This is a genomic window from Nostocoides sp. HKS02, assembly GCF_009707485.1.
Taxonomy (GTDB): Bacteria; Actinomycetota; Actinomycetes; order Actinomycetales; family Dermatophilaceae; genus Pedococcus.
This window is the reverse complement of sequence record NZ_CP046121.1, coordinates 878,780-901,955: the sequence shown is the minus strand read 5'-3', so window position 1 is coordinate 901,955 and position 23,176 is coordinate 878,780. Positions and strand designations below refer to the sequence as shown.

General features: G+C 71.9%; 20 protein-coding genes and 4 pseudogenes. 3 read left to right on the top strand and 21 right to left on the bottom strand.

Annotated elements, in window-relative coordinates; all coding sequences use genetic code 11:
* Positions 1-87 precede the first annotated feature (87 nt).
* The 9 genes and pseudogenes from GKE56_RS04220 to GKE56_RS04180 form a co-directional block, all read right to left on the bottom strand.
* The gene (locus GKE56_RS04220; protein ID WP_154683477.1) at positions 88-876 is read right to left on the bottom strand and encodes an enoyl-CoA hydratase/isomerase family protein; all 789 of its coding nucleotides are present in this window, start codon (positions 874-876) and stop codon (positions 88-90) included.
* Positions 873-1,577 (bottom strand): sirohydrochlorin chelatase, encoded by a 705-nt coding sequence (locus GKE56_RS04215; protein ID WP_195908235.1) that lies wholly within the window; start codon positions 1,575-1,577, stop codon positions 873-875. Before GKE56_RS04215 ends, GKE56_RS04220 begins: the two co-directional genes overlap by 4 nt.
* Before the next feature lie 10 nt (positions 1,578-1,587).
* Positions 1,588-2,853, bottom strand: coding sequence for a uroporphyrinogen-III C-methyltransferase (cobA, locus tag GKE56_RS04210; RefSeq protein WP_154683475.1), 1,266 nt, complete (start codon positions 2,851-2,853; stop codon positions 1,588-1,590).
* A complete protein-coding gene (locus GKE56_RS04205) occupies positions 2,853-4,202 on the bottom strand; it encodes a sulfate adenylyltransferase subunit 1 (RefSeq protein ID WP_154683474.1) in 1,350 nt (449 codons plus the stop codon). The genes cobA and GKE56_RS04205 overlap by 1 nt, the downstream gene beginning before the upstream one ends.
* Positions 4,202-5,185, bottom strand: coding sequence for a sulfate adenylyltransferase subunit CysD (cysD, locus tag GKE56_RS04200; protein ID WP_154683473.1), 984 nt, complete (start codon positions 5,183-5,185; stop codon positions 4,202-4,204). Before cysD ends, GKE56_RS04205 begins: the two co-directional genes overlap by 1 nt.
* Complete coding sequence (locus tag GKE56_RS04195; RefSeq protein WP_154683472.1) at positions 5,182-5,934, bottom strand: phosphoadenylyl-sulfate reductase; 753 nt, start codon at positions 5,932-5,934, stop codon at positions 5,182-5,184. The genes cysD and GKE56_RS04195 overlap by 4 nt, the downstream gene beginning before the upstream one ends.
* Positions 5,931-6,152, bottom strand: a complete 222-nt coding sequence (locus GKE56_RS04190) for a hypothetical protein (RefSeq protein WP_154683471.1) — start codon at positions 6,150-6,152, stop codon at positions 5,931-5,933. The genes GKE56_RS04195 and GKE56_RS04190 overlap by 4 nt, the downstream gene beginning before the upstream one ends.
* A pseudogene (locus tag GKE56_RS04185) lies at positions 6,149-7,826 on the bottom strand (nitrite/sulfite reductase). Before GKE56_RS04185 ends, GKE56_RS04190 begins: the two are co-directional and overlap by 4 nt.
* Positions 7,827-8,076: 250 nt before the next feature.
* Positions 8,077-9,679: pseudogene (locus GKE56_RS04180) on the bottom strand (ABC-F family ATP-binding cassette domain-containing protein).
* 194 nt (positions 9,680-9,873) lie between these two features.
* Between GKE56_RS04180 and GKE56_RS04175 the strand changes: the two are divergent.
* A complete protein-coding gene (locus tag GKE56_RS04175; RefSeq protein ID WP_154683470.1) occupies positions 9,874-10,788 on the top strand; it encodes a neutral zinc metallopeptidase in 915 nt (304 codons plus the stop codon).
* Between the two features lie 45 nt (positions 10,789-10,833).
* Here GKE56_RS04175 and GKE56_RS04170 read toward each other — a convergent pair whose 3' ends face one another.
* The 12 genes and pseudogenes from GKE56_RS04170 to GKE56_RS16845 form a co-directional block, all read right to left on the bottom strand.
* On the bottom strand, positions 10,834-11,364 hold the full coding sequence (locus GKE56_RS04170) for an acVLRF1 family peptidyl-tRNA hydrolase (protein WP_154683469.1): 531 nt from the start codon (positions 11,362-11,364) through the stop codon (positions 10,834-10,836).
* Between the two features lie 16 nt (positions 11,365-11,380).
* Positions 11,381-11,707 (bottom strand): metal-sulfur cluster assembly factor, encoded by a 327-nt coding sequence (locus tag GKE56_RS04165; protein WP_154683468.1) that lies wholly within the window; start codon positions 11,705-11,707, stop codon positions 11,381-11,383.
* Positions 11,704-12,195, bottom strand: coding sequence for a Fe-S cluster assembly sulfur transfer protein SufU (gene sufU, locus GKE56_RS04160; RefSeq protein WP_154683467.1), 492 nt, complete (start codon positions 12,193-12,195; stop codon positions 11,704-11,706). The genes GKE56_RS04165 and sufU overlap by 4 nt, the downstream gene beginning before the upstream one ends.
* The gene (locus GKE56_RS04155; RefSeq protein WP_154683466.1) at positions 12,195-13,472 is read right to left on the bottom strand and encodes a SufS family cysteine desulfurase; all 1,278 of its coding nucleotides are present in this window, start codon (positions 13,470-13,472) and stop codon (positions 12,195-12,197) included. The genes sufU and GKE56_RS04155 overlap by 1 nt, the downstream gene beginning before the upstream one ends.
* Entirely contained in the window at positions 13,472-14,230 is a 759-nt protein-coding gene (gene sufC / locus GKE56_RS04150; RefSeq protein ID WP_154683465.1) for a Fe-S cluster assembly ATPase SufC, read from the bottom strand. Before sufC ends, GKE56_RS04155 begins: the two co-directional genes overlap by 1 nt.
* A 29-nt stretch (positions 14,231-14,259) precedes the next feature.
* On the bottom strand, positions 14,260-14,625 hold the full coding sequence (locus GKE56_RS04145) for a non-heme iron oxygenase ferredoxin subunit (protein ID WP_154683464.1): 366 nt from the start codon (positions 14,623-14,625) through the stop codon (positions 14,260-14,262).
* A pseudogene (gene sufD / locus GKE56_RS04140) lies at positions 14,622-15,813 on the bottom strand (Fe-S cluster assembly protein SufD). The gene GKE56_RS04145 and the pseudogene sufD overlap by 4 nt, the downstream one beginning before the upstream one ends.
* Positions 15,810-17,232 (bottom strand): annotated as a pseudogene (sufB, locus tag GKE56_RS04135) (Fe-S cluster assembly protein SufB). Before sufB ends, sufD begins: the two co-directional pseudogenes overlap by 4 nt.
* Positions 17,229-17,981 (bottom strand): metalloregulator ArsR/SmtB family transcription factor, encoded by a 753-nt coding sequence (locus GKE56_RS04130; RefSeq protein ID WP_154683463.1) that lies wholly within the window; start codon positions 17,979-17,981, stop codon positions 17,229-17,231. The pseudogene sufB and the gene GKE56_RS04130 overlap by 4 nt, the downstream one beginning before the upstream one ends.
* Positions 17,982-18,082: 101 nt before the next feature.
* A complete protein-coding gene (locus GKE56_RS16850; protein WP_230209176.1) occupies positions 18,083-20,281 on the bottom strand; it encodes a LuxR C-terminal-related transcriptional regulator in 2,199 nt (732 codons plus the stop codon).
* A 20-nt stretch (positions 20,282-20,301) separates the two neighbouring features.
* On the bottom strand, positions 20,302-21,009 hold the full coding sequence (locus GKE56_RS04120) for an ATP-binding protein (RefSeq protein WP_195908234.1): 708 nt from the start codon (positions 21,007-21,009) through the stop codon (positions 20,302-20,304).
* 68 nt (positions 21,010-21,077) lie between these two features.
* Positions 21,078-21,257 (bottom strand): hypothetical protein, encoded by a 180-nt coding sequence (locus tag GKE56_RS16845; RefSeq protein ID WP_195908233.1) that lies wholly within the window; start codon positions 21,255-21,257, stop codon positions 21,078-21,080.
* A gap of 306 nt (positions 21,258-21,563) precedes the next feature.
* Between GKE56_RS16845 and GKE56_RS04115 the strand changes: the two genes are divergently transcribed.
* Both GKE56_RS04115 and GKE56_RS04110 read left to right on the top strand, forming a co-directional pair.
* Positions 21,564-22,274, top strand: a complete 711-nt coding sequence (locus GKE56_RS04115; protein ID WP_154683461.1) for an ABC transporter ATP-binding protein — start codon at positions 21,564-21,566, stop codon at positions 22,272-22,274.
* Positions 22,271-23,095 carry an ABC transporter permease gene (locus GKE56_RS04110; RefSeq protein WP_154683460.1) on the top strand — a complete coding sequence of 275 codons (825 nt, stop codon included), beginning with the start codon at positions 22,271-22,273 and terminating at the stop codon, positions 23,093-23,095. The genes GKE56_RS04115 and GKE56_RS04110 overlap by 4 nt, the downstream gene beginning before the upstream one ends.
* Positions 23,096-23,176: the final 81 nt, after the last annotated feature.

Genomic DNA, 23,176 nt, shown 5'->3' with positions numbered 1-23,176 from the left:
AGGGGTCACGCGGTGGAACGCCGCCGACGTCCCCGCTCATTCCCATGGTGCCCCACGGCTGTGACAGCCGTGCCAACCATGGGAGACCTACCGCCCCGACAGACCCGACAGCTCGTGCAGCAACCGGCCCTGTGCCTCGCGCTCGAGCCGGAGCTGCGTGGCGCGGTCGGCCGTGGCGGCGGAGCGCACCAGGGGCTTGAGGGCGCGCAGCGCGGCATCCGGCGCACTGAGCAGCGCGGCGACGAGGTCGGCCGTGGTGGCGGCGAGCTCCGCGAGCGGCACCGCGACGTTGGCGAGGCCGGTGTCCACCGCCTCGGCCGCACCGACGAAGCGCCCCGTCGCGCAGATCTCCAGGGCGCGGGCCGGCCCGACCGCCGCGACGAGCGGAGCGAGGCCGGCCAGGTCGGGCACCAGCCCCAGCGAGGTCTCGCGCATGGCGAACTGCACGTCGTCGGCGACCACCCGCAGGTCAGCCGCCAGGGCGAGCTGGAAACCCGCCCCGATGGCGTGCCCCTGCACCACGGCGACGACGACCGGCGACACCTCCGGCCACGCCGAGAACCCACGCTGGAAGTCCTCGATGACCTCGGCGGCCGCCTCGGCGCTGTCGGTCGCCATCGCGATCATGTCGACCTCGCCCGGGACTCCACCCGGTGCCAGCATGCCCCGGTCGAGGCCGGCGGAGAACGAGGGACCCTCACCCCTCAGCACGACGACCCGCACGCCCGGGTCCAGCTCCGCGGCCACCTTCGCGAGGGCGGCCCAGAGGCTTGGCGTCTGGGCGTTCCGGCGCTCCGCGTTGGCCAAGGTCACCGTGAGCACGGCGCCGTCACGGTCGAGCCGGAGATGGGGGTGTGGGGTGGGGCTTTCGCTCATCCGGGCAGGCTATCGGCCCGCTCGAGCACGAGCCGCGCCACGGCGCTCGTGCGGGCGAGGGCGCCGTGGACCATGGTCACGCCGTGCCGACCGCAGGCCTGGGCCATCCGGTCGCGCAGGACCCCCTCAGCCACCATGAACGAGACCGCGACGGTCCGCTCCACCTCGTCGGGTAGACCTCGCAGGACGTCGTCGAGGCGCGTGCCACCGTCCAGCGCGGCGACCGCCCACGGACCCCACCCCTGACGGGGGGACGCCGCGATCGTCTCGGCCACGGTCCGGACCGCCGCGCTGTCGCTCGCGCCCGCGGCATACAGGATCACGGCCGTTCCGGGGGACGGCAGCATCCCCTCGGCGGCGAGCAGCTCCTCAGCCGCCTCGAGCAGGAGGTGGTGGGGCCCGAGGGGATCTGCGAGGCCCACGTCGACGCCGGCCCCGCGGTTCATCTCGGCCACGGCGGTGGGCACGTCGACGGTCGCGTGGTAGGCGGGCGTGAGCAGGACCGGCACCACGACCGCGGGGCCTGCGAGGACCGCGGCGGCGTCACTCGGGCTGGGCGGGTGGTGGTCGAGGTATGCCGTGTGCACGGCCCGGCCGGGGATCCGCTCACGGACGTGGGCGGCCAGCTCCTCGACGCCTGCGGCGTGCCGCGGGTCCGGGGAGCCGTGGGCGAGCAGGACGATGTCGCGAGCAGGGGTCACCCGACGGACGCTACTCCCCCGCAAGGTCACCGAGGCTGGACCGGACCGCCACGACGTCACCGATGACCACGACGGCCGGAGCACGCACTCCCGCCGCGCGGGCGTCGGCGGCAGCCGAGCCCAGGGTCGTCGTGGTGGTCCGTTGCTGCGGCGTCCAGCCCCGCTCGATGAGCGCCACCGGCGTGGTCGCCGGGCGACCGGCCGCGACGAGGGCCTCCGCCGTCTCGGCCAGCCGCGTGACCGCCATGAGCAGCACCAGCGTGGCGTCAGGGGCCGCGTCGGCCGCCGCCCGGAGCACGTGCTCGGCGCCCTCGTGGGCCGAGGCGACGACGAACGACGCCGTGATGCCACGGTGGGTCACCGGGATGCCTGCGGCGGCGGGCACCGAGACCGCGGAGGTCACCCCCGGAACGACCTCGACGGGGATGCCGTGCTCGACGCAGTGCAGGGCTTCCTCACCACCCCTGCCGAGGACGAACGGGTCACCGCCCTTGAGCCGCACGACCTGCTTGCCCATCCGGGCGTGGTGGACGAGGAGCTCGTTGATGCGGTCCTGACCGACCGGGTGGTTGCCGGGTGTCTTGCCGACGTCGATGACCTCGACCTCGCGCGAGAGGGTCGCCAGCAGGCCGGTGGGGCCGAGCCGGTCGCTCACCACCACGTCGGCCGCGACCAGCAGGGCACGGCCGCGCACCGTGATGAGGTCATCGGCCCCGGGGCCCCCGCCGATCAGGGCCACGCGGCCGACCTGGCCCTCGGTGCCTGCCGGGCGGCGAACCCGTCGCACGGGCAAGGTGCCGCTCTCGAGGGCCGCCCCCACCGCGTCCCGCACGGCGGCGGCCCGGCGCGGGTCGGCCCCCGCCGACACGGCCACGGTGATGCCCTCGGCGCTGCTGCCCTGTGCACCCCGGGTGACTGCTGGGGTCCAGGCACTCGATGCCTGCGCGTCATCGGCTCGGACGCACCACACCCGGGCGACCTCGGCCTCCCGGGCGACCTGGGCGTCGACCAGCGACGAACCCGTGGCCGTGTGGACGAGCCACGCGGGCTCGGGCTCGAGCAGGTCGCCCGCGACGTAGTCCCTGCCGTACCACCGCAGGTCGCCCGCCTCGACCGCGGCGGTGAGGTCCTCGCAGAGCCAGGGCGCGATGACGTCGACCCTGCCTCCCGCAGCGACGGCGCCCGCTGCCCGGCGCGCGGCCACCGGGCCGCCCCCGACCACCACGACGCGACGACCGGTGAGGTCGAGCGTCAAGGGGTAGGACGGCGTGCCCATCAGATGCCTTCGCCTGCGCTGCGGTCGGGGGAGTCGGCCATGCCCGCGGCGAGCGTGGCGCCGTCGGCCTCGTCGATGAGCAGGAACGAGCCGGTGCGGCGCAGGTCGCGGTAGTCGTCGATCGCGATGTCCTCGGCAAGCCGGATCCGCACCCGTCCCATGGCGTTCAGCGCGAGGCCGTCCGGGGCCGAACGGTGCTCCATGCTCGCAATGTCGAGCTGGTCGACGATGTCGTCGACCATGGCCCGAACCGTCCGGGTGCCGACCCGCAGCAGTACGCGGTCACGCTGTCGCAGCGGGCGCTCGGAGAGGACCGCGACGGTGCCCGCGAGCGAACGGGTGAGCAGGCCAGGCTGCTGCGCCGACGCCACGAGGTCGCCCCGCGAGACGTCGAGGTCGTCGGCGAGGCGCAGGACGACCGACTGGGGCGCGAAGGCGACGTCGAGGGCTTCGACCGACCCGTCGGCGCGCGCCCGGTCGATGCCGGCCACGGTCGTCGTGCGCCCGCTCGGGAGGACGGCGACCTGGTCGCCGGGGCGCACGACCCCGGACGCCAGCCGGCCGGCATACCCGCGGTAGTCGGGGTGCTCGGCGCTCTGGGGGCGGATGACGTACTGCACGGGCATCCGCAGCGGCTGGGTGGACGGGTCGATGCCGACCGGCACCGCCTCCAGGTGCTCCAGCAGCGTGGGGCCGGTGTACCAGGCCGCCCGCTCGGAGCGGTCGACCACGTTGTCGCCGAACAGCGCGGATACGGGGACGGCGACGACATCCTCGATGCCGAACCGCGTTGCGTGCCGGGTGAACTCGGCGACGATGGCGTCGAAGCGCGCTTGGTCCCAGTCGACGAGGTCCATCTTGTTGACCGCGACGGCGACGTGCCGCACCCCGAGCAGGCCGGTCACTGCGAGGTGACGACGGGTCTGCTCGACCACACCGTGACGGGCGTCGATGAGGATGAGGGCCAGCTCCGCGGTCGAGGCGCCCGTGACCATGTTGCGGGTGTACTGGACGTGCCCGGGGGTGTCGGCGAGGACGTAGGACCGGGTGGCCGTCGAGAAGTAGCGGTACGCCACGTCGATGGTGATGCCCTGCTCGCGCTCGGCCCGCAAGCCGTCGGTCAGCAGCGCCAGGTCGGCGGCGTCGAGGCCGCGCTCGCGGCTGACCCGCTCGACAGCGTCGAGCTGGTCGGCGAGGACGGACTTGGTGTCGTAGAGCAGGCGGCCGACCAAGGTGGACTTGCCGTCGTCCACCGAGCCCGCCGTGGCCAGGCGCAGCAGGTCGTGGCGACGGGCGGGTGCCTGGGCCGGTGCGAGGACCTCGCCCTGGATCTGAGGGGTGGTGGTCATCAGAAGTACCCCTGCTTCTTACGGTCCTCCATGGCGGCCTCGGACATCCGGTCGTCTGCCCTGGTCGCGCCTCGCTCGGTGAGCCGGGATGCGGCGAGCTCGAGGATCACGCCGGCAACGTCGGTGGCTGCGGAGTCGACGGCGCCGGTGCAGCTCATGTCACCGACCGTGCGGTAGCGGACGGTCCGCGACTGGACGCGCTCGTTGGCCTTGGGGCCGCCCCACTCCCCCGCCGACAGCCACATCCCGTCGCGCTCGAACACCTCGCGCTCGTGGGCGTAGTAGAGATCGGGCAGGACGATCCCCTCGCGCTCGATGTAGCGCCAGACGTCGAGCTCGGTCCAGTTCGACAGCGGGAACACGCGGACGTGCTCGCCTGGGGCGTGCTTGCCGTTGTAGAGGTCCCACAGCTCGGGACGCTGCCGTCGCGGGTCCCACGCGCCGAACGAGTCGCGAAGGCTGAACACCCGTTCCTTGGCGCGGGCCTTCTCCTCGTCACGGCGTCCACCACCGAAGACGGCGTCGAACTTGCCGGCCTCGATGGCGTCGAGCAGGGGCACGGTCTGCAGCGGGTTCCGCGTCCCGTCGGGACGTTCGCGAAGCCGCCCGTCGTCGAGGTAGTCCTGGACATGGGCGACGACGAGGCGCACACCGAGGCGGGCGACGGTCTCGTCGCGGTAGTCGAGGACCTCGGGGAAGTTGTGGCCGGTGTCGACGTGCAGGAGCGTGAACGGCAGCGGCGCGGGGGCGAACGCCTTGAGCGCGAGGTGCACCATCACGACCGAGTCCTTGCCACCGGAGAATAGGATGACGGGGCGCTCGAACTCCCCCGCCACCTCCCGGAAGATGTGGATCGCCTCGGACTCGAGGTGGTCGAGGTGGTCGAGGGTGTACTCCGCAGGCAGCGCCTCGGTCGGCAGCGCCTCGGTAGCCACGGCAGCACGGACCGGCTGGGCCGGGTGGGTGGTCGGGGTCGTCGTCATGTGTGCAGCCCGCATTCGGTCTTGTCCTTGCCGGCCCAGCGGCCGGCCCTGGCGTCTTCACCCTCGGCCACGGGTCGGGTGCAGGGGGCGCAGCCGATCGAGGCGTAGCCCTCCTGCCGCAGCGGGTTGAGGAACACCTGGTGCTCGTCGACGTAGCGGTCGACGTCGTCGTCGGTCCAGGCGGCGATCGGGTTGAGCTTGACCATCTGCCGCCGCTCGTCCCAGCCCACGAGGCCGATGTCGGTGCGGGTCGGAGCGTCGACCCGGCGCATGCCCGTCACCCACGCCTGGTGGGTCGACAGGGCCCGGTTGAGCGGCTCGACCTTGCGCATAGCGCAGCACGCGTCGGGGTCGCGGTCGTGCAGCTTGGTGCCGTACTCGGCATCCTGCTGCGGCACCGTGAGCAGCGGCAGGATCGTCCGGATCTGCAGCGGCAGCATGGCCTGGTAGGCGTCGCGCGTGCCCAGGGTCTCGGCGAAGTGGTACCCGGTGTCGAGGAAGAACACGTCCGCCCCCGGGATGCTGGTGCCGACGAGGTGCACGAGCACCTCGTCACCCATCGAGGAGGCCACGGTCAGCTGTTCGCCGAACGTCTCAGCGGCCCACACCAGTGCCTGCCGAGCGAGCTCGACCCGCCGGTCGTATGCCGCGTTCGCGGGATCCGCCTCGAGCGCGGCAAAGCGGGCGGCGCCTTCGTCGGCGAGCGCCCGCAGCTCCGGCACGGAGCGGGTTTCGGTCACAGCGGTCATGACGTGGACTCCTTCTCGAACTCGGCCTGCCGGAGCTCGGCTTCCTCGCGGAGCCGGCCAGGGATGTGCGTCGCGTCGACGGCTTTGAGCGACACGGTGAAGACGCGCGCGCACGCGTTGCAACGCCAGGCCCCCTGTGGCTCTTCCACCGGGCGGAGGTCCTCCTCGGCGCAGAACGGGCAGTAGTAGAGCGCGCTCGACCGGATCGACTCGCTCATCGCAGGTCGTCCTCGTCAGCCCGGTGGGCCCAGTGCGCGAAGGGACTCCTCGCCCTCGCGCTGCTCGAGGAACCGGCCTGCCAGCCGCTCGACGTACTCGGGCAGGTCCTCGGCGCGCACCTTGAGCGCGCGAGTCTTGCGGGCCAGCTGCGGCTCGGTGCCGAGGCCGCCACCGAGGTGCACCTGGAAGATCTCGACCAGGTGGCCGTCGTCGTCGGTCTGGACCATGCCCTTGAGACCGATGTCGGCGACCTGGGTGCGGGCGCACGAGTTCGGGCAGCCGTTGAGGTGGATCGAGAACGGGACGTCGAAGTCGGGCAGTCGCCGCTCCATCTCGGCGATCACGGTCTGCGCGCGAGCCTTGGTCTCCACCAGTGCGAGCTTGCAGAACTCGATGCCCGTGCACGCCATCACACCGCGCCGCCACTCACTCGGTGCCGCCGGGAGTCCGACGTCCTCGAGAGCCGCCGTCAGGGCCGCGACCTGCTTCTGGGGCACGTCGAGGACGAGGATCTTCTGGTGCGCGGTGAGTCGCACACGCCCCGAACCGTGGCGCGCGGCCAGCTCGGACACGGCATACAGGGTCGTGCCACTGACGCGACCGGCGACAGGGGCGACGCCGACCCAGAAGTTACCGTCCTTCTGGGGGTGGACGCCCACGTGGTCGCGACGGTGTTCGGACGGCGGTGGCGGGGGTGGTCCGTCGAGCAGGGGTCGCTCGAGGTATTCCGTCTCGAGCACCTCGCGGAACTTCTCGGGGCCCCAGTCGGCCATGAGGAACTTCAGCCGCGCCCGGTTGCGCAGCCGCCGGTAGCCGTAGTCGCGGAAGATCGAGACGACGCCCTTCCAGACCTCGGGGACCTCCGCCAGCGGCACCCAGGCGCCGAGACGCTGCGCGAACATCGGGTTGGTGGACAGGCCGCCGCCCACCCAGAGGTCGAAGCCGGGGCCGTGCTCGGGGTGGTCGACCCCCACGAACGAGATGTCGTTGACCTCGTGCGCGACGTCGAGGCTGGGGCTGCCCGAGATCGCGGTCTTGAACTTGCGGGGCAGGTTGGAGAACTCGGGGCTGCCGATGTAGCGCTCGAGGATCTCGCGCACGGCCGGGCTGCCGTCCAGCACCTCGTCAGCGGCGATACCGGCCACGGGTGAGCCGAGGATCACGCGCGGGGTGTCACCGCACGCCTCGGCGGTCGTCAGGCCGACGGACTCCAGCCGCCGCCAGATCTCGGGCACGTCCTCGACCCGGATCCAGTGCAGCTGGATGTTCTGCCGGTCGGTGACGTCGGCGGTGTCGCGCGCGAACTCGCGGCTGATCTCGGCGACGGTGCGCAGCTGGTCGCCGTCGAGGGCGCCGCCGTCGCTGCGGACCCGGAGCATGAAGTACTCGGCGTCGAGCTCGCTGGGGTCGAGGGTGGCGGTCTTGCCACCGTCGATGCCGGGCTTGCGCTGGGTGTAGAGCCCCCACCAGCGCATCCGCCCACGCAGGTCCTCACCCGGGATGCTGGCGAAGCCCTGCTTGGCGTAGACCTCCTCGATGCGGGCCCGCACGTTGAGGCCGTCGTCGGCCTGCTTGAACTCCTCGTTGGGGTTCAATGGCGTGCGGTCGCCGTCGGCCCACGCGCCAGTGGCCTTGCCGGCCTGCCGCTGGGGACGGGTAGGGGTCTGCGTCACCCATCTATTGTGCCCAACGGCTTATGGATTGCATAACCGTCCATTATCCGAACCCAATTCCCCCACGCCGAGTGGGCAATTCGCGGGGGTCGTGGGTGGGGGTGCTGCGTGCAGCAACCTCTGCTTGCAGACCTTGCTGCACCCTGCACATGGTGCAACCTGGGCCCGCTGCAGGAACCTCTGCAAGCAGAGGTTCCTGCAGATGGGTATGCCGCGCGGGCCGGGTGGGTGCGCGCCGGTGGGGTACGGGTCAGGCCAGCGAGATGAGGTCGAGGTAGTCCTGACCCCACAGGTCCTCGACGCCGTCGGGCAGCAGCAGGATGCGCTCGGGCTCCAGGGCCTCGACCGCCCCCCTCGTCGTGCGTCACGAGCACGACCGCGCCCTTGTAGGTCCGCAGCGCCCCGAGGATCTCCTCGCGCGACGCTGGGTCGAGGTTGTTGGTCGGCTCGTCGAGCAGCAGGACGTTGGCGGAGGAGACAACCAGCATCGCCAGGGACAGCCGGGTCTTCTCGCCGCCGGACAGCACGGCCGCGGGCTTGTCGACGTCGTCACCGCTGAACAGGAACGACCCGAGCACCTTGCGGACCTCGGTCTCGCCGAACGAGTCCGGGGCTGCCGACTTCATGTTGGCCAGCACCGACCGGCTGACGTCGAGGTTCTCGTGCTCCTGGGCGTAGTAGCCCAGCTTGAGCCCGTGCCCCGGCTCGACCTGGCCGGTGTCGGGGGTGTCCACCCCGGCCAGCATCCGCAGCAGCGTGGTCTTGCCCGCGCCGTTGAGACCCAGCACGACGACCCGCGACCCGCGGTCGATGGCCAGGTCGACGTCGGTGAAGACCTCCTGGCTGCCGTAGGACCGGGACAGCCCGCTCGCCCGCAGCGGCGTGCGGCCACAGGGCGCCGGCTCGGGGAAGCGCAGCTTGGCGACCTTGTCGCTGGTCCGCTCCCCCTCGACGCTGGCAAGCATGCGCTCCGCGCGCTTGATCATGTTCTGGGCGGCGACGGCCTTGGTCGCCTTGGCGCGCATCTTCTCGGCCTGCTCCATGAGGGCCGAGGCCTTCTTGGTGGCGTTGGCGTACTCCCGCTTGCGGGCGCGCTCGTCCGTCTCGCGCTGCTGGAGGTAGGGCTTCCAGCCGACGTTGTAGAGGTCGAGCTCGCCGCGGTTGGCGTCGAGGTGGAAGACCCGGTTGACCACGTCGTTGAGCAGGTCGACGTCGTGGCTGATGACCACCAGACCACCCTGGTAGCCCTTGAGGTAGTCGCGCAGCCACGCGATCGAGTCGGCGTCGAGGTGGTTGGTCGGCTCGTCGAGCAGGAGGGTGGCGGCGCCGGAGAACAGGATCCGCGACAGCTCGACCCGGCGGCGCTGCCCACCGGACAGCGTGCCGAGCGGCTGGCCCAGCACCCGCTCCTCCAGCGACAGGGCGCTGGCGATGGTCGCGGCCTCGGACTCCGCGGCATACCCGCCCTGGGCCGTGAACTCCCCCTCGAGGCGCGCGTAGCGCCGCATCGCCTTGTCGCGGGTCTCGTCGTCGGGGCTGGCCATCGCGACCTCGGCCTCGCGCATCTGGGTGATGATCCGGTCCAGACCGCGGGCGGACAGGATGCGGTCACGGGCCAGCACGTGCAGGTCCCCGGTGCGCGGGTCCTGCGGGAGGTAGCCCACCTCGCCGCTGCTCGTGACACTGCCGGCGGCCGGCTGCCCCTGCCCCGCGAGCACCTTCGTCAGGGTCGTCTTGCCCGCGCCGTTGCGCCCGACGAGGCCGACCCGGTCGCCTGCCGCGATCCGGAACGTCGCGCCGTCGAGCAGGAGGCGGGACCCAGCACGCAGCTCGATCCCACTGGCGGCAATCACGACGGAACTCCAGACATCGACAGGGGGTGGGACGCTCGGGCGATCTGCCGCGGCGCGCGCAAGGGCTGAGGTCACTAGTCTAACCGGCAGCGCTGCGCGGGGTTGACACGCGGCGAGACGCACGCCTGACACACCACCTGGCACACAACCTGACATCCAGACCTGACACGCACACCAGACCGCGGAGGGGCCCGATGAGCTTCAACGACAACGCCCAGCTCGACACCTCTCAGGTGGGGTCGGGCGGAGGCGGTGGCGGCGCGCCCGGCGGCCTGGTCATCGGCGGCGGCATCGGGGGCGTCATCGTCCTGATCATCGCCGTGATCCTCGGCATCAACCCCGGTCAGCTCCCGACCAACCCCGGCGGCAGCATCGACCAGACCCAGGTGCAACCGGGCGGCACCGAGGACCCGAACGCCTTCGCCCGGTGCAAGACCGGTGCCGACGCCAACCGCGACGACACCTGCCGGGTCGTCGGCACCGTGAACTCCGTCAACGCCTTCTGGGCGGCCGAGCTGCCCCGCCATGGCCGCGCCTACACCCCGGCCAAGACGATCCTCTACAACGGCACCACCCAGTCGGCCTGCGGGACCGCGTCCAACCAGGTCGGCCCGTTCTACTGCCCGCTCGACAAGCAGGTCTACATCGACGCCAGCTTCTTCAAGATCCTGTCGAGCCAGTTCGGGTCCAGCAGCGGCCCCCTGGCCCAGGAGTACGTCGTGGCGCACGAGTACGGCCACCACATCCAGGACCTCCTCGGCCTGCTCGACAAGGCCCAGCAGGGTCCCACGGGTGCGCAGAGCGGCTCCGTGCGTATCGAGCTGATGGCCGACTGCCTCGGGGGCGTCTGGGCCAACCACGCCGCCACCACCAAGGACAAGGCCGGGACCACCCTGCTCAAGCCGCTGACGGCGACCGACATCAAGGACGCCCTCTCGGCCGCCTCGTCGGTCGGGGACGACCGCATCCAGCAGAAGACCCAGGGTCAGGTCTCCCCCGAGACCTGGACCCACGGCTCGGCGGCCGCCCGCCAGAAGTGGTTCACGACCGGCTACCAGACCGGTGACCTCAACCAGTGCGACACGTTGAGCGTCGCGAACGTCGAGTAGCCGGGCGGGCAAGATGGGCCAGCCGGGCCAGACCCAGGCTCAGGCTCAGGTCTCCTCGATCGTGATGCGCACTGCCCGGCCCCGCTTGAGGGCTTCCTCGAGCACCGCCCGACGCGGGTCGGGCAGGTCGTAGAGCTCACGCCGCGGCAGTCGGTCGAGGTGGGCCAGCCGTGGGTCGTCGAGGACCGCGCGCACGAGCGCCTTGTCCCCGCCCACCACCAGAGCCGCCGGTATGCCGCGCGGCAGGATCCGCAGCGCGTGCTCGGCGACGGCGCGGACGAGCTCGTCGGCCTGGTTGCCCCGGCGTCGGGCGAACCGCTGCTGGGACCAGCCACCGGCTGCCGTGCGGGACTGGACGTGGCGGGTGCCGACCTTGGAGTCGGTGAACGCCGGCCCGCGGGCCAGCCCCACGGCATACCCGCCGCGGCGGATGAGCAGCACCGCGAGCGGATCGTGGGCGAACGCCTCGCGCGCGACGATGCGCTGGGGCGCCTCCGGCTCGGCGTTGGCGGCGGCGAACCGCTTCAGCCACCCGTCGAGCCGGTCGGGCGCGACCTCGACGACACGGGTCGTCACGGGTGGGCGGAGCTGCTCAGAGGTTGAAGCCGAGGGCGCGCAGCTGCTCGCGGCCGTCGTCGGTGATCTTGTCGGGGCCCCATGGCGGCATCCAGACCCAGTTGACGCGGTAGGACGCGACCAGGCCCTCGAGCGCCTGGGCCGTCTGGTCCTCGATGACGTCGGTCAGCGGGCACGCGGCCGAGGTCAGCGTCATGTCGAGGACGGCGTGGTTCTGGGCGTCGACGGTGATGCCGTAGACGAGGCCGAGGTCGACGACGTTGATGCCGAGCTCGGGGTCGACGACGTCGCGCATGGCCTCTTCGACGTCCGCGACGTTCGGCCGGGTGGTCACTTCGCTCATCGTCCTGCTTCCTTCATCTGACGGGTGTCGAGGTCCTGCTGGCCCATCGGTTGGTTCATCGCCTGGTTCAACGCGTCGGTGAACGCCATCCATCCCAGGAGAGCACATTTCACGCGGGCGGGGTACTTCGAGACACCGGCGAACGCCACGCCGTCGCCGATCTCGTCCTCGTCGCCGGCGAGCTGACCCTTGGAGGTGAGCATGGTGCGCATCGCCTCGTGGGTCGCGAGGGCCTCGGCGACGGTGTGACCGATCACCTCGTCGGTCAGCACGCTGGTCGACGCCATCGAGATCGAGCAGCCGAGCGCGTCGTAGGACACGTCGGTGACGACGGCGTCCGGCCCGCTGCCCTCGACGGCGACCCGCAGCGTCACCTCGTCGCCGCAGGTGGGGTTGACGTGGTGCACCTGCGCACCGAAGGGCTCGCGCAGCCCGGCGTGGTGGGGGCGCTTGGAGTGCTCGAGGATGAGCTCCTGGTAGAGGTCCATCAGCTCGCCACCCCGAATACCGCAGGCACCCGGTCGAGCGCCTCGAGCATCACGTCGATCTCGGCCGGTGTCGTGTATGCCGCGAGCGTCGCGCGCGTCGTGGCCGTGACCCCCATCCGGCGGTGCAGCGGCCACGCGCAGTGGTGGCCCACCCGGACCGCGACGCCCTGGTCGTCGAGCACCTGCCCGACGTCGTGGGCATGGACACCCTGCACGTCGAAGGCGACCGCGCCGACCCGGTCGACCGCGTCGGCCGGACCCACGACCCGCACCCAGGGGCGCTCGGCCAAGCCGGCGAGCAGGCGCTCGGTGAGCGCGTGCTCGTGGGCCGCGATGCGCTCCATCCCGAGCTCGCCGAGGTAGTCGATCGCCGCGCCGAGACCGACGGCCTGGGCGGAGTTGGGCGAGCCGGCCTCGAACCGCTGGGGCGGCGCGGCATACGTCGTCGCCTCCATGCGCACGGTCTCGATCATCGAGCCGCCGGTGATGAACGGGGGCATCGCGTGGAGCAGCTCGCTGCGCCCCCAGAGGACGCCGACACCGGTGGGGCCGAACATCTTGTGTCCCGAGAAGGCCGCGAAGTCGATGCCCAGGTCGGCCACGTCGAGCGCGAGGTGGGGCGCGGACTGGCAGGCGTCGAGCACGGTCAGGGCACCGACCGCGCGCGCGGCGGCAGTCAGTTCGCGGACCGGGTTGATGGTGCCCAGCACGTTGGAGACGTGCGTGAACGCGAAGACCTTGGTGCGCTCGGTCAGCAGCTCGTCGAGGGTGGAGAGGTCGAGGCGCCCCTCGTCGGTGACGGGGATCCACCGGAGGGTGGCCCCGGTGCGGCGGGCGAGCTCCTGCCACGGGACGAGGTTGGCGTGGTGCTCCATCTCGGTGATGAGGATCTCGTCACCCTCGCGCAGGTCGAGCCGGGGGTCCTTGGCCTGTCCTGCGACCGAGTTGGAGAACGCGTACGCGACGAGGTTGAGCGACTCGGTGGCGTTCTTGGTGAACACCACCTCGTCGTCGAGGCCCCCGACGAAGCGCGCCGCCCGTGCCCTGGCGCCCTCGTAGGCGTCGGTCGCCTCTTCGCTGAGCTGGTGGGCGCCGCGGTGCACGGCGGAGTTGACCTGCTCACTGAAGGCGCGCTCGGCGTCGAGGGCGCCGGCATACCGCTGCGAGGTGGCCCCGGAGTCGAGGTAGACCAGCGGCTTGCCGTCGCGCACGGTGCGGGACAGGATCGGGAAGCCGGACCGGATGCCGGCCAGCTCCTGATCGCTGAACGTGGTCATCAGGCCGTGGCACCCACGAAGCGGTCGTAGCCCTCGGACTCGAGGCGGTCGGCCAGCTCGGGGCCACCCTCCTCGACGATCCGGCCGTCGACGAAGACGTGCACGAAGTCAGGCTTGATGTAGCGCAAGATGCGCGTGTAGTGCGTGATGAGCAGGACGCCGACGTCGGAGGTCTCCTTGACGCGGTTGACACCCTCGGACACGATCCGCAGCGCGTCGACGTCGAGGCCGGAGTCGGTCTCGTCGAGGATGGCCACCTTGGGGTGGAGCAGCTCCATCTGGAGGATCTCGTGGCGCTTCTTCTCGCCACCGGAGAAGCCCTCGTTGACGTTGCGCTCGGCGAATGCCGCGTCCATGCGCAGGTTGCTCATGGCCTCCTTGACGTCCTTGACCCAGGTGCGCAACTTGGGGGCCTCGCCGTCGATGGCCGTCTTGGCGGTGCGCAGGAAGTTGCTGACCGTCACGCCGGGGACCTCGACGGGGTACTGCATCGCCAGGAAGAGGCCGGCGCGGGCGCGCTCGTCGACGCTCATGGCGAGGACGTCCTCGCCGTCGAGGGTCACGCTGCCGCCGGTGACGGTGTACTTGGGGTGACCAGCGATCGAGTAGGCCAGCGTGGACTTGCCCGAGCCGTTGGGGCCCATGATCGCGTGGGTCTCGCCCGACTTCACGGTGAGGTCGACGCCGCGGAGGATCTCCTTGACACCGTCCTCGACAGCGACGGTGACGGTCAGGCCACGAATCTCAAGTGTTGCCATGGGTTTACGTTCCTCTGCTCTCAGCCGGTTCAGGGGGTGTTCACGGGGGTCGTGCCGACGAAAACCTCGTCGTCCTCGACCTTCACCGGGTAGACGTTGATGGGGATGGTTGCGGGCGGGCCGGAGGGCGCACCGGTGCGGACGTCGAAGCGTGAGCCGTGCAGCCAGCACTCGAGGGTGCAGCCGTCGAGCTCGCCCTCCGAGAGCGACACGTTGGCGTGGCTGCACGTGTCGTCGACCGCGTGGATGGCCCCGTCCTGCGTGTGGACGATGGCCATGACCGTGCCGTTGACCTCTGCCGCCGCCACCCCGACCGCAGGTAGCTCGTCGACTCGACAGACGCGCACGAACTCGGTCTCGTCGCTGTCGGTCACCGTCTCGGGAACCGCGCTCACGCGACGCCCTCCGCGACGAGCGGGGAGCCCTCGAGCTCGGCGTCGATGGCTGCCATCAGGTGGTCGGAGATCTCCGGCACCCCGATCCGGGCCACGATGCTCGCGAAGAAGCCGCGCACCACGAGACGACGGGCGGCGTCCTCGGGGATGCCGCGTGCCTGGAGGTAGAACAGCTGCTCGTCGTCGAACCGGCCGGTGGCCGACGCGTGACCCGCGCCGACGATCTCGCCGGTCTCGATCTCGAGGTTGGGGATCGAGTCGGCCCGCGCCCCGTCGGTGAGGACGAGGTTGCGGTTGAGCTCGTAGGTGTCGGTGCCCTCGGCGCTGGCCCGGATGAGGACGTCACCCACCCAGACCGTGTGGGCGCTCTCGCCCTGCAGGGCGCCCTTGTACTCGACGTTGGAGTGGCAGTGCGGCGCCTCGTGGTCGACGAACAGCCGGTGCTCCTGGTGCTGACCGGCATCGGCGAAGTAGACGCCGAGTCCCTCGAAGGAACCGCCTGGGCCGGAGTAGCGAGCATTGGTCGAGACGCGCACGACCTTGCCGCCCAGGGTGACCGCGATGTGGCGCAAGCGTGCGTCGCGGCCGATGAGGGCGTCGTTCTGGCTCAGGTGCAGCGAGTCGTCGTCCCACTCCTGAACGGTGACGAAGGTGAGGTCGGCACCATCGCCGACCTTGAGCTCCACGTTGGCCCCGCACTCGGCGGAGCCACGATGGGTCAGCACCACCGTGGCGCGCGAGTGGTGCCCGGCGTCGATGACCAGGTGCCCGTTGACGCGGGCCAGGTCGCGGGCCGTGATGGTGATCCGCACCGGCTCGGTGAGCTCGGCGTCGGCGGGGATGCTCACCTGGGTCGCCTGCTCCTCGCCGGCCCACGCCACGGCGGACGCGCGGTCCGCGGGCACGAGCACGCCGGCAGCCAACGGGTCGACCCGCGAGGTGGTCACGCCCTGCGGCGCGATCACCTCGACGGAGACCTTGTCGGACTCGCTCGGCGCGACCTGGAACAAGCGCTGAGAGTCGGTCGACGGGACTGAACCGCCACTCCTCCTCACGGCCGCCGGGGACGAGGAAGTCGTCCACGGCATACGAGGTCTTGCGCTCGGCGCGCGACTGGTCGGGGACGAACGCGGCGGCAGAGTCGATGTGCTCGCCTGCGGTGGGGTTCTTCTGGGCCAGGAGGCTCAACCCACTGCTCCTTCCATCTGAAGCTCGATGAGGCGGTTGAGCTCGAGGGCGTACTCCATGGGCAGCTCGCGCGCGATGGGCTCGACGAACCCGCGCACGATCATGGCCATGGCCTCTTCCTCGGTCAGACCGCGGGACCGGAGGTAGAACAGCTGGTCCTCGGACACCTTGGACACCGTGGCCTCGTGGCCCATCGTGACGTCGTCCTCACGGATGTCGACGTACGGGTAGGTGTCGGAACGGCTGATCGTGTCGACGAGCAGCGCGTCGCAGACGACGCTCGACCGGGGAGCCGTGCGCGCCCTCGAGGATCTGGACCAGGCCGCGGTAGGAGGTGCGACCACCACCACGCGCAACGGACTTGGAGATGATGGTCGATGACGTGTGCGGGGCGGCGTGCACCATCTTGGCGCCGGCGTCCTGGTGCTGGCCCTCGCCCGCGAAGGCGATCGAGAGCGTCTCGCCCCGGGCGTGCTCGCCGAGCAGGAAGACCGCCGGGTACTTCATGGTGACCTTGGACCCGATGTTGCCGTCGATCCACTCCATCGTCGCGCCCTCGGCAGCGGTGGCCCGCTTGGTGACGAGGTTGTAGACGTTGTTGGACCAGTTCTGGATGGTCGTGTAACGCACCCGGGCGTTCTTCTTCACGATGATCTCGACGACCGCGGAGTGCAGCGAGTCGGACTTGTAGATGGGCGCGGTGCAGCCCTCGACGTAGTGCACGTACGAGCCCTCGTCGGCGATGATCAGGGTGCGCTCGAACTGGCCCATGTTCTCGGTGTTGATCCGGAAGTAGGCCTGCAGCGGGATGTCGACGTGGACACCCGGCGGGACGTAGATGAACGAGCCACCGGACCAGACGGCGGTGTTGAGCGCCGCGAACTTGTTGTCGCCAGCCGGGATCACCGAGGTGAAGTACTCGCGGAACAGGTCTTCGTGCTCGCGCAGGCCGGTGTCGGTGTCGACGAAGATGACGCCCTTCTCCTCCAGGTCCTCGCGGATCTGGTGGTAGACGACCTCGGACTCGTACTGGGCCGCGACGCCGCCGATGAGGCGCTGCTTCTCGGCCTCGGGGATGCCGAGCCGGTCGTAGGTGTTCTTGATGTCGGCCGGCAGCTCGTCCCAGGTGGTCGCCTGCTTCTCGGTCGACTTCACGAAGTACTTGATGTTCTGGAAGTCGATCCCGGTCAGGTCGCTGCCCCAGGTGGGCATGGGCTTCTTGCCGAACAGGCGCAGCGACTTCAGGCGCAGGTCGAGCATCCACTGCGGCTCGTTCTTGCGCGCGGAGATGTCGCGGACGACCTCCTCGTTCAGGCCACGCTTGGCGGTCGCGCCAGCGGAGTCGCTGTCGGACCAGCCGTACTCGTAGCGCCCGAGGTCCTTCAGACCGGGGTTGCGCTCCTCGATGTTGGTGCTCATCGCGTGGACCCTTCCTTCGATGGGGTGGGGACGTTCAGGGTGTCGACGTTCGGCGTGTTGAGACTCGGGGTGGGGACGAAGGTGGTGCAGACGTGGTCGCCGTGCGCCAGCGTGGCCAGCCGCTGGACGTGCACGCCGAGCAGGCGCGAGAACGCGTCCGTTTCAGCGTCACAGAACGCAGGAAATTCCCGTGCCGCGTGCTGCACCGGGCAGTGCCCCTGACAGAGCTGTATGCCGGTGAGCGGGCTGCGGGAGGAGCTCGTCTCGCCGACGGGGCGGGCCGAGGCGGCGAACCCGTCGCGGCTCAGCGCCGTCACGAGGACGTCGACGCGCGCCGCGGTGTCGGTGCCGGCGGAGGCCAGCTCGGCGGCATACCGCTGCTCGAGCTCACCCACGCGGGCCTCGGCGAACCGGCGCACGGCATCGCCGCCGGACTCGGCTGCGAGGAAGCGCAGCGCCTGGGTGGCGAGGTGGTCGTAGTCGGACTCGAGAGCCTGGTGGCCGGCGTCGCTGAGCACGAAGGCTCGGGCCGGCCGTCCGCGCCCGCGGATGCCGTGGCTCGTCTCACGCTCGATGATCAGGCCGGACTCGGCGAGGTTCTCGAGGTGACGGCGGACTGCGGGGGTGGTGAGGCCGAGGTCACGACCCAGCGCCACGGCCGTGATCGGGCCCTGCTCGCTGATCGCCTGCAGGACCCGGTCGCGGGTGCGCGACTCGAGGACGTGGGGCGCTTCGGACGCCACCGGCATATTCACAACGCCAATGTTACGTAATTACCCCGGCGACCCGATAGCAAGGTGTACCTAACCTCGGCCCGGGCGACCTCGGCGCGGCGTGCACGGGCGTCAGGTCACGACAGGATGCCCCGCTCGCGGGCGACCGCCACCGCCTCGCCACGACCGGCCACCCCCAGCTTGGCCAGGATGTTGGAGACGTGGACGCTGGCGGTCTTGGCGCTGATGAACAGCTGGGTGCCGATCTGGCGGTTGCTGCGCCCGAGCGCCACGAGCCCGAGGATCTCCTGCTCGCGCGGCGTCAGTGCCTCACCGAGACGGTGCGCTGGCCCCGGCTGGGGACGAGCACCACCGGTCGCCCTGATCTCGGCACGCAGCGGCTCCGCGCCGAGCTCGCGAGCCACCTCGAGCGCGGCCTGCAGGGTTGCCGAGGCGCCGGCGTCACCGCGGGCCTGTTGCGCTGCACCCAGCCGGGCCCGCGACCGGGCCGACTCGTAGCGATAGCCATAGGCGTCGAAGCGGTCGACGGCCTCCTGCCAGGCTGCCACGAGGGTGTCGGACTCGACGGGGTCGCCGCCGAGCCACTGCAGCCGGAGCCCCTCGGCCCGCAACCGGGCCAGCCAGGCGCTCGACTCGAGCCCGCCAGCACCGCGCGGGGCGGCGAGCTCCCAGGCCTGCTCCCCCGCATCGACCGCCGCGCGACCGCGGGCCAGCAGCTCGCGGTGCTCGGTCGTGGGCGTGCGTTGGATGTGCGAGCCCAGCTGGCCCAGAAGCAGCGCGCCGATGCGGAGCTGGGCCTCGAAGTGGGGCTGCCAGATGTCGGTGAGCACGGCCACGACCTCGTCGTGGGCCGCGACGGCAGCGGGCAGGTCGCCGGCCGACCCGTGCAGGTCGATCGCCGCGCTGCCCGCGAGCACCGCCACAAGGCCGTCGGCCTCCCACCACTGGCGGGTCTCGGCGAGCGTGCCCTGCCACCCGGGTTCCCCGCGGCCCGCCGCGACGTAGAGCCGCGCCCCCACGAGCATCGCCCCGGCTGGTTGCGGCGGGCAGTCGTCGTCGACAGCAAGGATCGCGAGGGCGTCGTCCCAGCGCCCGGCTTCGTATGCGGCGACCGCGGCGAGCAGCAGGCAGTCGAACGCGTACGGCGCCCACCGGCGACCGGCGACCCGCCCCGCCTCGGCGCCGGCGAGGTAGACCTCGACGGCCCGGTCAAGGCGACCCGAGCGGTGGTGCAGCGAACCCAGGTGGTGGAACGCCCGCACCTGCGCCGGATCCCCGGCGGTAGTGGTCTCGGCGATGATGCGCTCGAGGGTGACCCGGCTCGTCTCGGGATCGCCCGCGCGCTCGAGGACCCGGGCCGCGACCACGCGCACTTCGTCGGCGACGCCGGGCAGGCCGGCCGCGTTGGCTGCGGCGACCGCCTCGTCGGCCGCAGCGGCGGCCTCCTCGTCTCGGCCGCGGTCGGCGAGCGCCTGGACGTGGGCGGCCAGCAGCCGGGCCCGCGCCTGCGGATGGGCGTCACCACTGGCCTCGAGCAGGGACAGGCCCTCCTTCGTCGCGGCGAGCGTGTCGAGGGTGCTCTCGGTGAGCCGTGCCGTGGTGGCGAGCGCGGCCAGGAGCTCGGCTCGCCCACCCACGTCGGCTGAGCCGTCACGCCGGGCGAGTCGGCTCTGGAGGAGCTCGAGCCCCTTGAGGGCCTGTCCCTTGGCGGTGGCTGCGGCCGCGGCGCGCAGGTAGACCCGGTCGGCGTCGGGGTGCCCGTCGGGCATGAGCGACAGGGCCAGCTGGTAGTGCTGCCAGGCCTCCTGCGGGCCGCCCACCGAGAGCGCGGCGTCACCGGCGTGGACGCTCGCGTTCAGCGCGAGCTCGCGGTCGCCCGCCGCCGACGCGTGGCGGGCGAGGTCGGCCCAGCTGCCGAGGGCGGGGTCGGTGGTGAGGGCCGCGGCATACCGCTCGTGGGCGCGGACGCGCTCACCCGGCAGCAGGTCGTCGTAGATGGTCTCGGCGAGGAGCGCGTGCCGGAAGGCGTAGCCCCCCGAGTCGGTGGGGACCAGGATGTGGTGCTCGACCGCGTCGCGCAGGCCCTGGTCGAGCTCACCCTCGCCCAGGCCGGCCACGCTCGCGAGCAGCACGTGCGACACGTGCCGGCCGGCCGCAGCCGCGAGGCGCACGACGTGCTGGCCGGCCGGCCCCAGCTGGTCGAACCGCACGAGGAGGAGCCGCGAGAGGTCCTCGGCGACCCCGGTGCGCCCGAGGGCGCTCGCGGCCACGAGCTCCTCGGCGAAGAAGGCGTTGCCCTCGGCGCGCTCGACCACGGCGCGGACCTGGTCCTCACTCAGGCGCCGGGGTTGGACGCCGACGACGAGCTCGCGGACGGCATCGTCGCTGAGGGGGCGAGCTCGACGCGGTGCAGGGCGCCGAGCCGCGACCAGTGCGCGAGCGTCGCGCGCAGCGGGTGACGGCGGTGCAGGTCGTCGCTGCGGTAGGACGCCACGATGCTCACCCGGCCGGCGAAGCCACGGGTGAACAGAAGGGTGAGCAGGTCGCGGGAGGAGTCGTCGGCCCAGTGGACGTCCTCGACGACGAGCAGCAGGGGGCCTTGCTGGGCGAGGTCCTCGAAGGCCGCGTGCGAGGCCTCGACGAGGTCGGCGCGGTCGACCGTGTCGAGCGGGCTCTGGTCGCGGAGGTCGGTGGGACGGCGCCGGCTCGGGAACAAGCCCGCCAGGTGGGGGTGCATGGTGAGGATGCGCTCGATGACCGCGGGGTCCTGCGTCTCGAGCCGGCCGAGCATCTCGCTGAACGGCAGGTAGGGCAGCACCCGCCCGGCCTCACCCAGGCAGTGGCCGATGAGGACCGTCCAGCCCGCGCGCCTGGCCCGCGAGGCCGTCTCGGCCAGGAGGCGGGTCTTGCCGATGCCGGCGTCACCGGACAGCAGCACCAGCCCGGAGGCGGACTCGTCGTCGAGGCCGAGCAGGTCGGCAAGCCGCGCCGCCTCGGTGTCGCGGCCGACGAGCAACCCCTGCGGCACACCCTCGAGACCCACGCCGTCGATTATGTCGGACGGCTCCGACAGCGCGGCGAGGGTTTCGGGGTGTGCGTTGACCGACACGCCTACGCGACGCGAGGGGCGGCCGGACGGCCGTGGCGGTGGTGGAGGCGCTCCGTCACTGCCTTGGCGAGCCGGTGCGGGCGGCGCGCGACGGGCTGGTCGGGAATGGTCCCCACGGACAGGTTCCGTGAGCGCCACTGCACCTCGGCGGCGATGAACAGGGGGTCTGCGGCAATGCTCATGTCAGCTCCTCGGCTGGTTGTTGCGGTGTTGCGATGCCTTGACGCTGCCCGGCTGAGGTAGGCCCGCACATGGGGCGCATGCCCTATCTGTGGGCACCGGGCGGCGGCGGGGCCTTAGGTCGGTGCGGTCCGGCCGGGACCAGGTGAGCTCGGCAAGCACCGAGAGCGGATGGGCGGTGAGGTTCATGGGGTGCTCCTTCGCGGGTCGTCGATGACTCCACGCTTCGGCTCTGAGGTGCCCTCCCACATCGGGCACCTGCCCAGGCCGCGTTCGGGACAGCGGCCAGGCACACCTAGACTCGTGACGTGCCACCTGCTGTCGTCGTCACCGGGCTCGAGAAGCGCTATGGCGGCCACCTCGCCGTCGACGGCGCCCGGTGGAGCGCCACTGCCGGAGCCGTGACCGCGATGCTCGGCCCCAACGGCGCCGGTAAGACGACCATGATCGAGTGCTGCGAGGGGCTGCGGCGCCCGGATGCCGGCGAGGTCCGCGTGCTGGGCCGCGACCCCTGGCGAGCCGGGCCCGACCACCGGGCCCGCGTCGGGGTGATGCTCCAGGACGGCGGCCTGCCCAACTCGGCCCGCCCGCTGCGGCTCCTGCACCACCTCGCCTCGCTGTATGCCGCGCCCGCACCGGTCGACGACCTCGCCGAGCGGCTCGGCATCGTGGAGTTCGCCGGCACCCCCGTACGCCGACTGTCCGGTGGCCAGCGACAGCGCGTCGCGCTGGCCGCGGCCCTGGTCGGCCGACCCGAGGTGGTGTTCCTCGACGAACCCAGCGCCGGGCTCGACCCCCATGCGCGGCTCGACGTCTGGGACCTTGTGCGCGCGACCGCGACCGCCGGCACCGCCGTCGTCGTGACGACGCACTCGTTCGAGGAAGCCGAGCGGCTGGCCGACCACATCGTCGTCGTCGCCTCGGCCAGGGTCGTCGCCGACGGCACGCTGGCCGAGGTCACCGCAGGCGTCGGGCTCGAGGAACGCTACTTCGCCCTCACCCGCAGGTCCGTCGCATGAGCGCGGCGCGCGCCGAGGCGGCGTACCCCGGCACCCCTGGCACCCCTGGCACCCCCGGCATCCCCGGCACGCCCGGGACGACGCCGGCGAGCCCGTGGCGGCGCGTCCTGGCCCAAGCGAGGTTCGAGGCCGGCACGCTGCTGCGCAACGGCGAGCAGCTGCTCGTGGCTGTCGTCCTGCCCGCCGCGGTCCTGGTCGGACTCGTGCACACGCACGCGATCTCCCTCGGCTCGGGTCGACGGGTCGACCTCGCGGTGCCCGGTGTGCTCGCCCTGTGCGTCATCTCCTCCGCGTTCACGGGGCAGGCCATCTCGACCGGGTTCGACCGCCGCTACGGCGTGCTGCGCCTTCTCGGCGTGACCCCGCTGGGCCGCACCGGCCTGCTGCTGGCCAAGGCGGTGGCGGTGCTGGCGGTGGTGGCCCTGCAGTTCGCCGTGATCGGCGCGCTCGGCGCGGCGCTCGGGTGGGACCCCGCCCTGCGCGGCATCCCCGCGGCCCTGGTCTCCACGCTGCTCGGCACGTGGGCGTTCGTCGCCCTGGCGCTGCTGCTCGGCGGCACCCTCCGGGCTGAGGGCGTCCTCGCCCTCGCGAACCTCATCTGGGTCGCGCTGCTCGGGCTCGGCGGGGTCGTCGTCTCGGGCACGGAGCTCCCGCGCAGCCTGGCTCCGTTCGTCGAGCTGCTCCCGTCGGGCGCCCTCGGTGACGGTCTGCGTGGCGCCCTGGTCTCCGGGCAGGCCCGGCTCGGAGACTGGCTCGTCCTGGCAGCGTGGGCGCTCGTCGCGACCCTGCTCGCGCGCCGGTTCTTCCGTTGGGCCGACTGAGCCCCCGAGCTGAGCCCTCGAGCTGCACCCTCGAGTGCTGCCCCCGGCCGTTCGTCCCCGGCCCGGCCACGTACCCTCGAT

What these genes read in the sequence shown, in the direction of transcription:
- GKE56_RS04220 (WP_154683477.1), bottom strand. Translation starts at nt 876, where the DNA reads ATGAGCGAAAGCCCCACCCCACACCCCCATCTCCGGCTCGACCGTGAC.
- cobA (WP_154683475.1), bottom strand. Translation starts at nt 2,853, where the DNA reads ATGGGCACGCCGTCCTACCCCTTGACGCTCGACCTCACCGGTCGTCGC.
- GKE56_RS04205 (WP_154683474.1), bottom strand. Translation starts at nt 4,202, where the DNA reads ATGACCACCACCCCTCAGATCCAGGGCGAGGTCCTCGCACCGGCCCAG.
- cysD (WP_154683473.1), bottom strand. Translation starts at nt 5,185, where the DNA reads ATGACGACGACCCCGACCACCCACCCGGCCCAGCCGGTCCGTGCTGCC.
- GKE56_RS04195 (WP_154683472.1), bottom strand. Translation starts at nt 5,934, where the DNA reads ATGACCGCTGTGACCGAAACCCGCTCCGTGCCGGAGCTGCGGGCGCTC.
- GKE56_RS04190 (WP_154683471.1), bottom strand. Translation starts at nt 6,152, where the DNA reads ATGAGCGAGTCGATCCGGTCGAGCGCGCTCTACTACTGCCCGTTCTGC.
- GKE56_RS04175 (WP_154683470.1), top strand. Translation starts at nt 9,874, where the DNA reads ATGAGCTTCAACGACAACGCCCAGCTCGACACCTCTCAGGTGGGGTCG.
- GKE56_RS04165 (WP_154683468.1), bottom strand. Translation starts at nt 11,707, where the DNA reads ATGAGCGAAGTGACCACCCGGCCGAACGTCGCGGACGTCGAAGAGGCC.
- sufU (WP_154683467.1), bottom strand. Translation starts at nt 12,195, where the DNA reads ATGGACCTCTACCAGGAGCTCATCCTCGAGCACTCCAAGCGCCCCCAC.
- GKE56_RS04155 (WP_154683466.1), bottom strand. Translation starts at nt 13,472, where the DNA reads ATGACCACGTTCAGCGATCAGGAGCTGGCCGGCATCCGGTCCGGCTTC.
- sufC (WP_154683465.1), bottom strand. Translation starts at nt 14,230, where the DNA reads ATGGCAACACTTGAGATTCGTGGCCTGACCGTCACCGTCGCTGTCGAG.
- GKE56_RS04130 (WP_154683463.1), bottom strand. Translation starts at nt 17,981, where the DNA reads ATGCCGGTGGCGTCCGAAGCGCCCCACGTCCTCGAGTCGCGCACCCGC.
- GKE56_RS16845 (WP_195908233.1), bottom strand. Translation starts at nt 21,257, where the DNA reads ATGAGCATTGCCGCAGACCCCCTGTTCATCGCCGCCGAGGTGCAGTGG.
- GKE56_RS04110 (WP_154683460.1), top strand. Translation starts at nt 22,271, where the DNA reads ATGAGCGCGGCGCGCGCCGAGGCGGCGTACCCCGGCACCCCTGGCACC.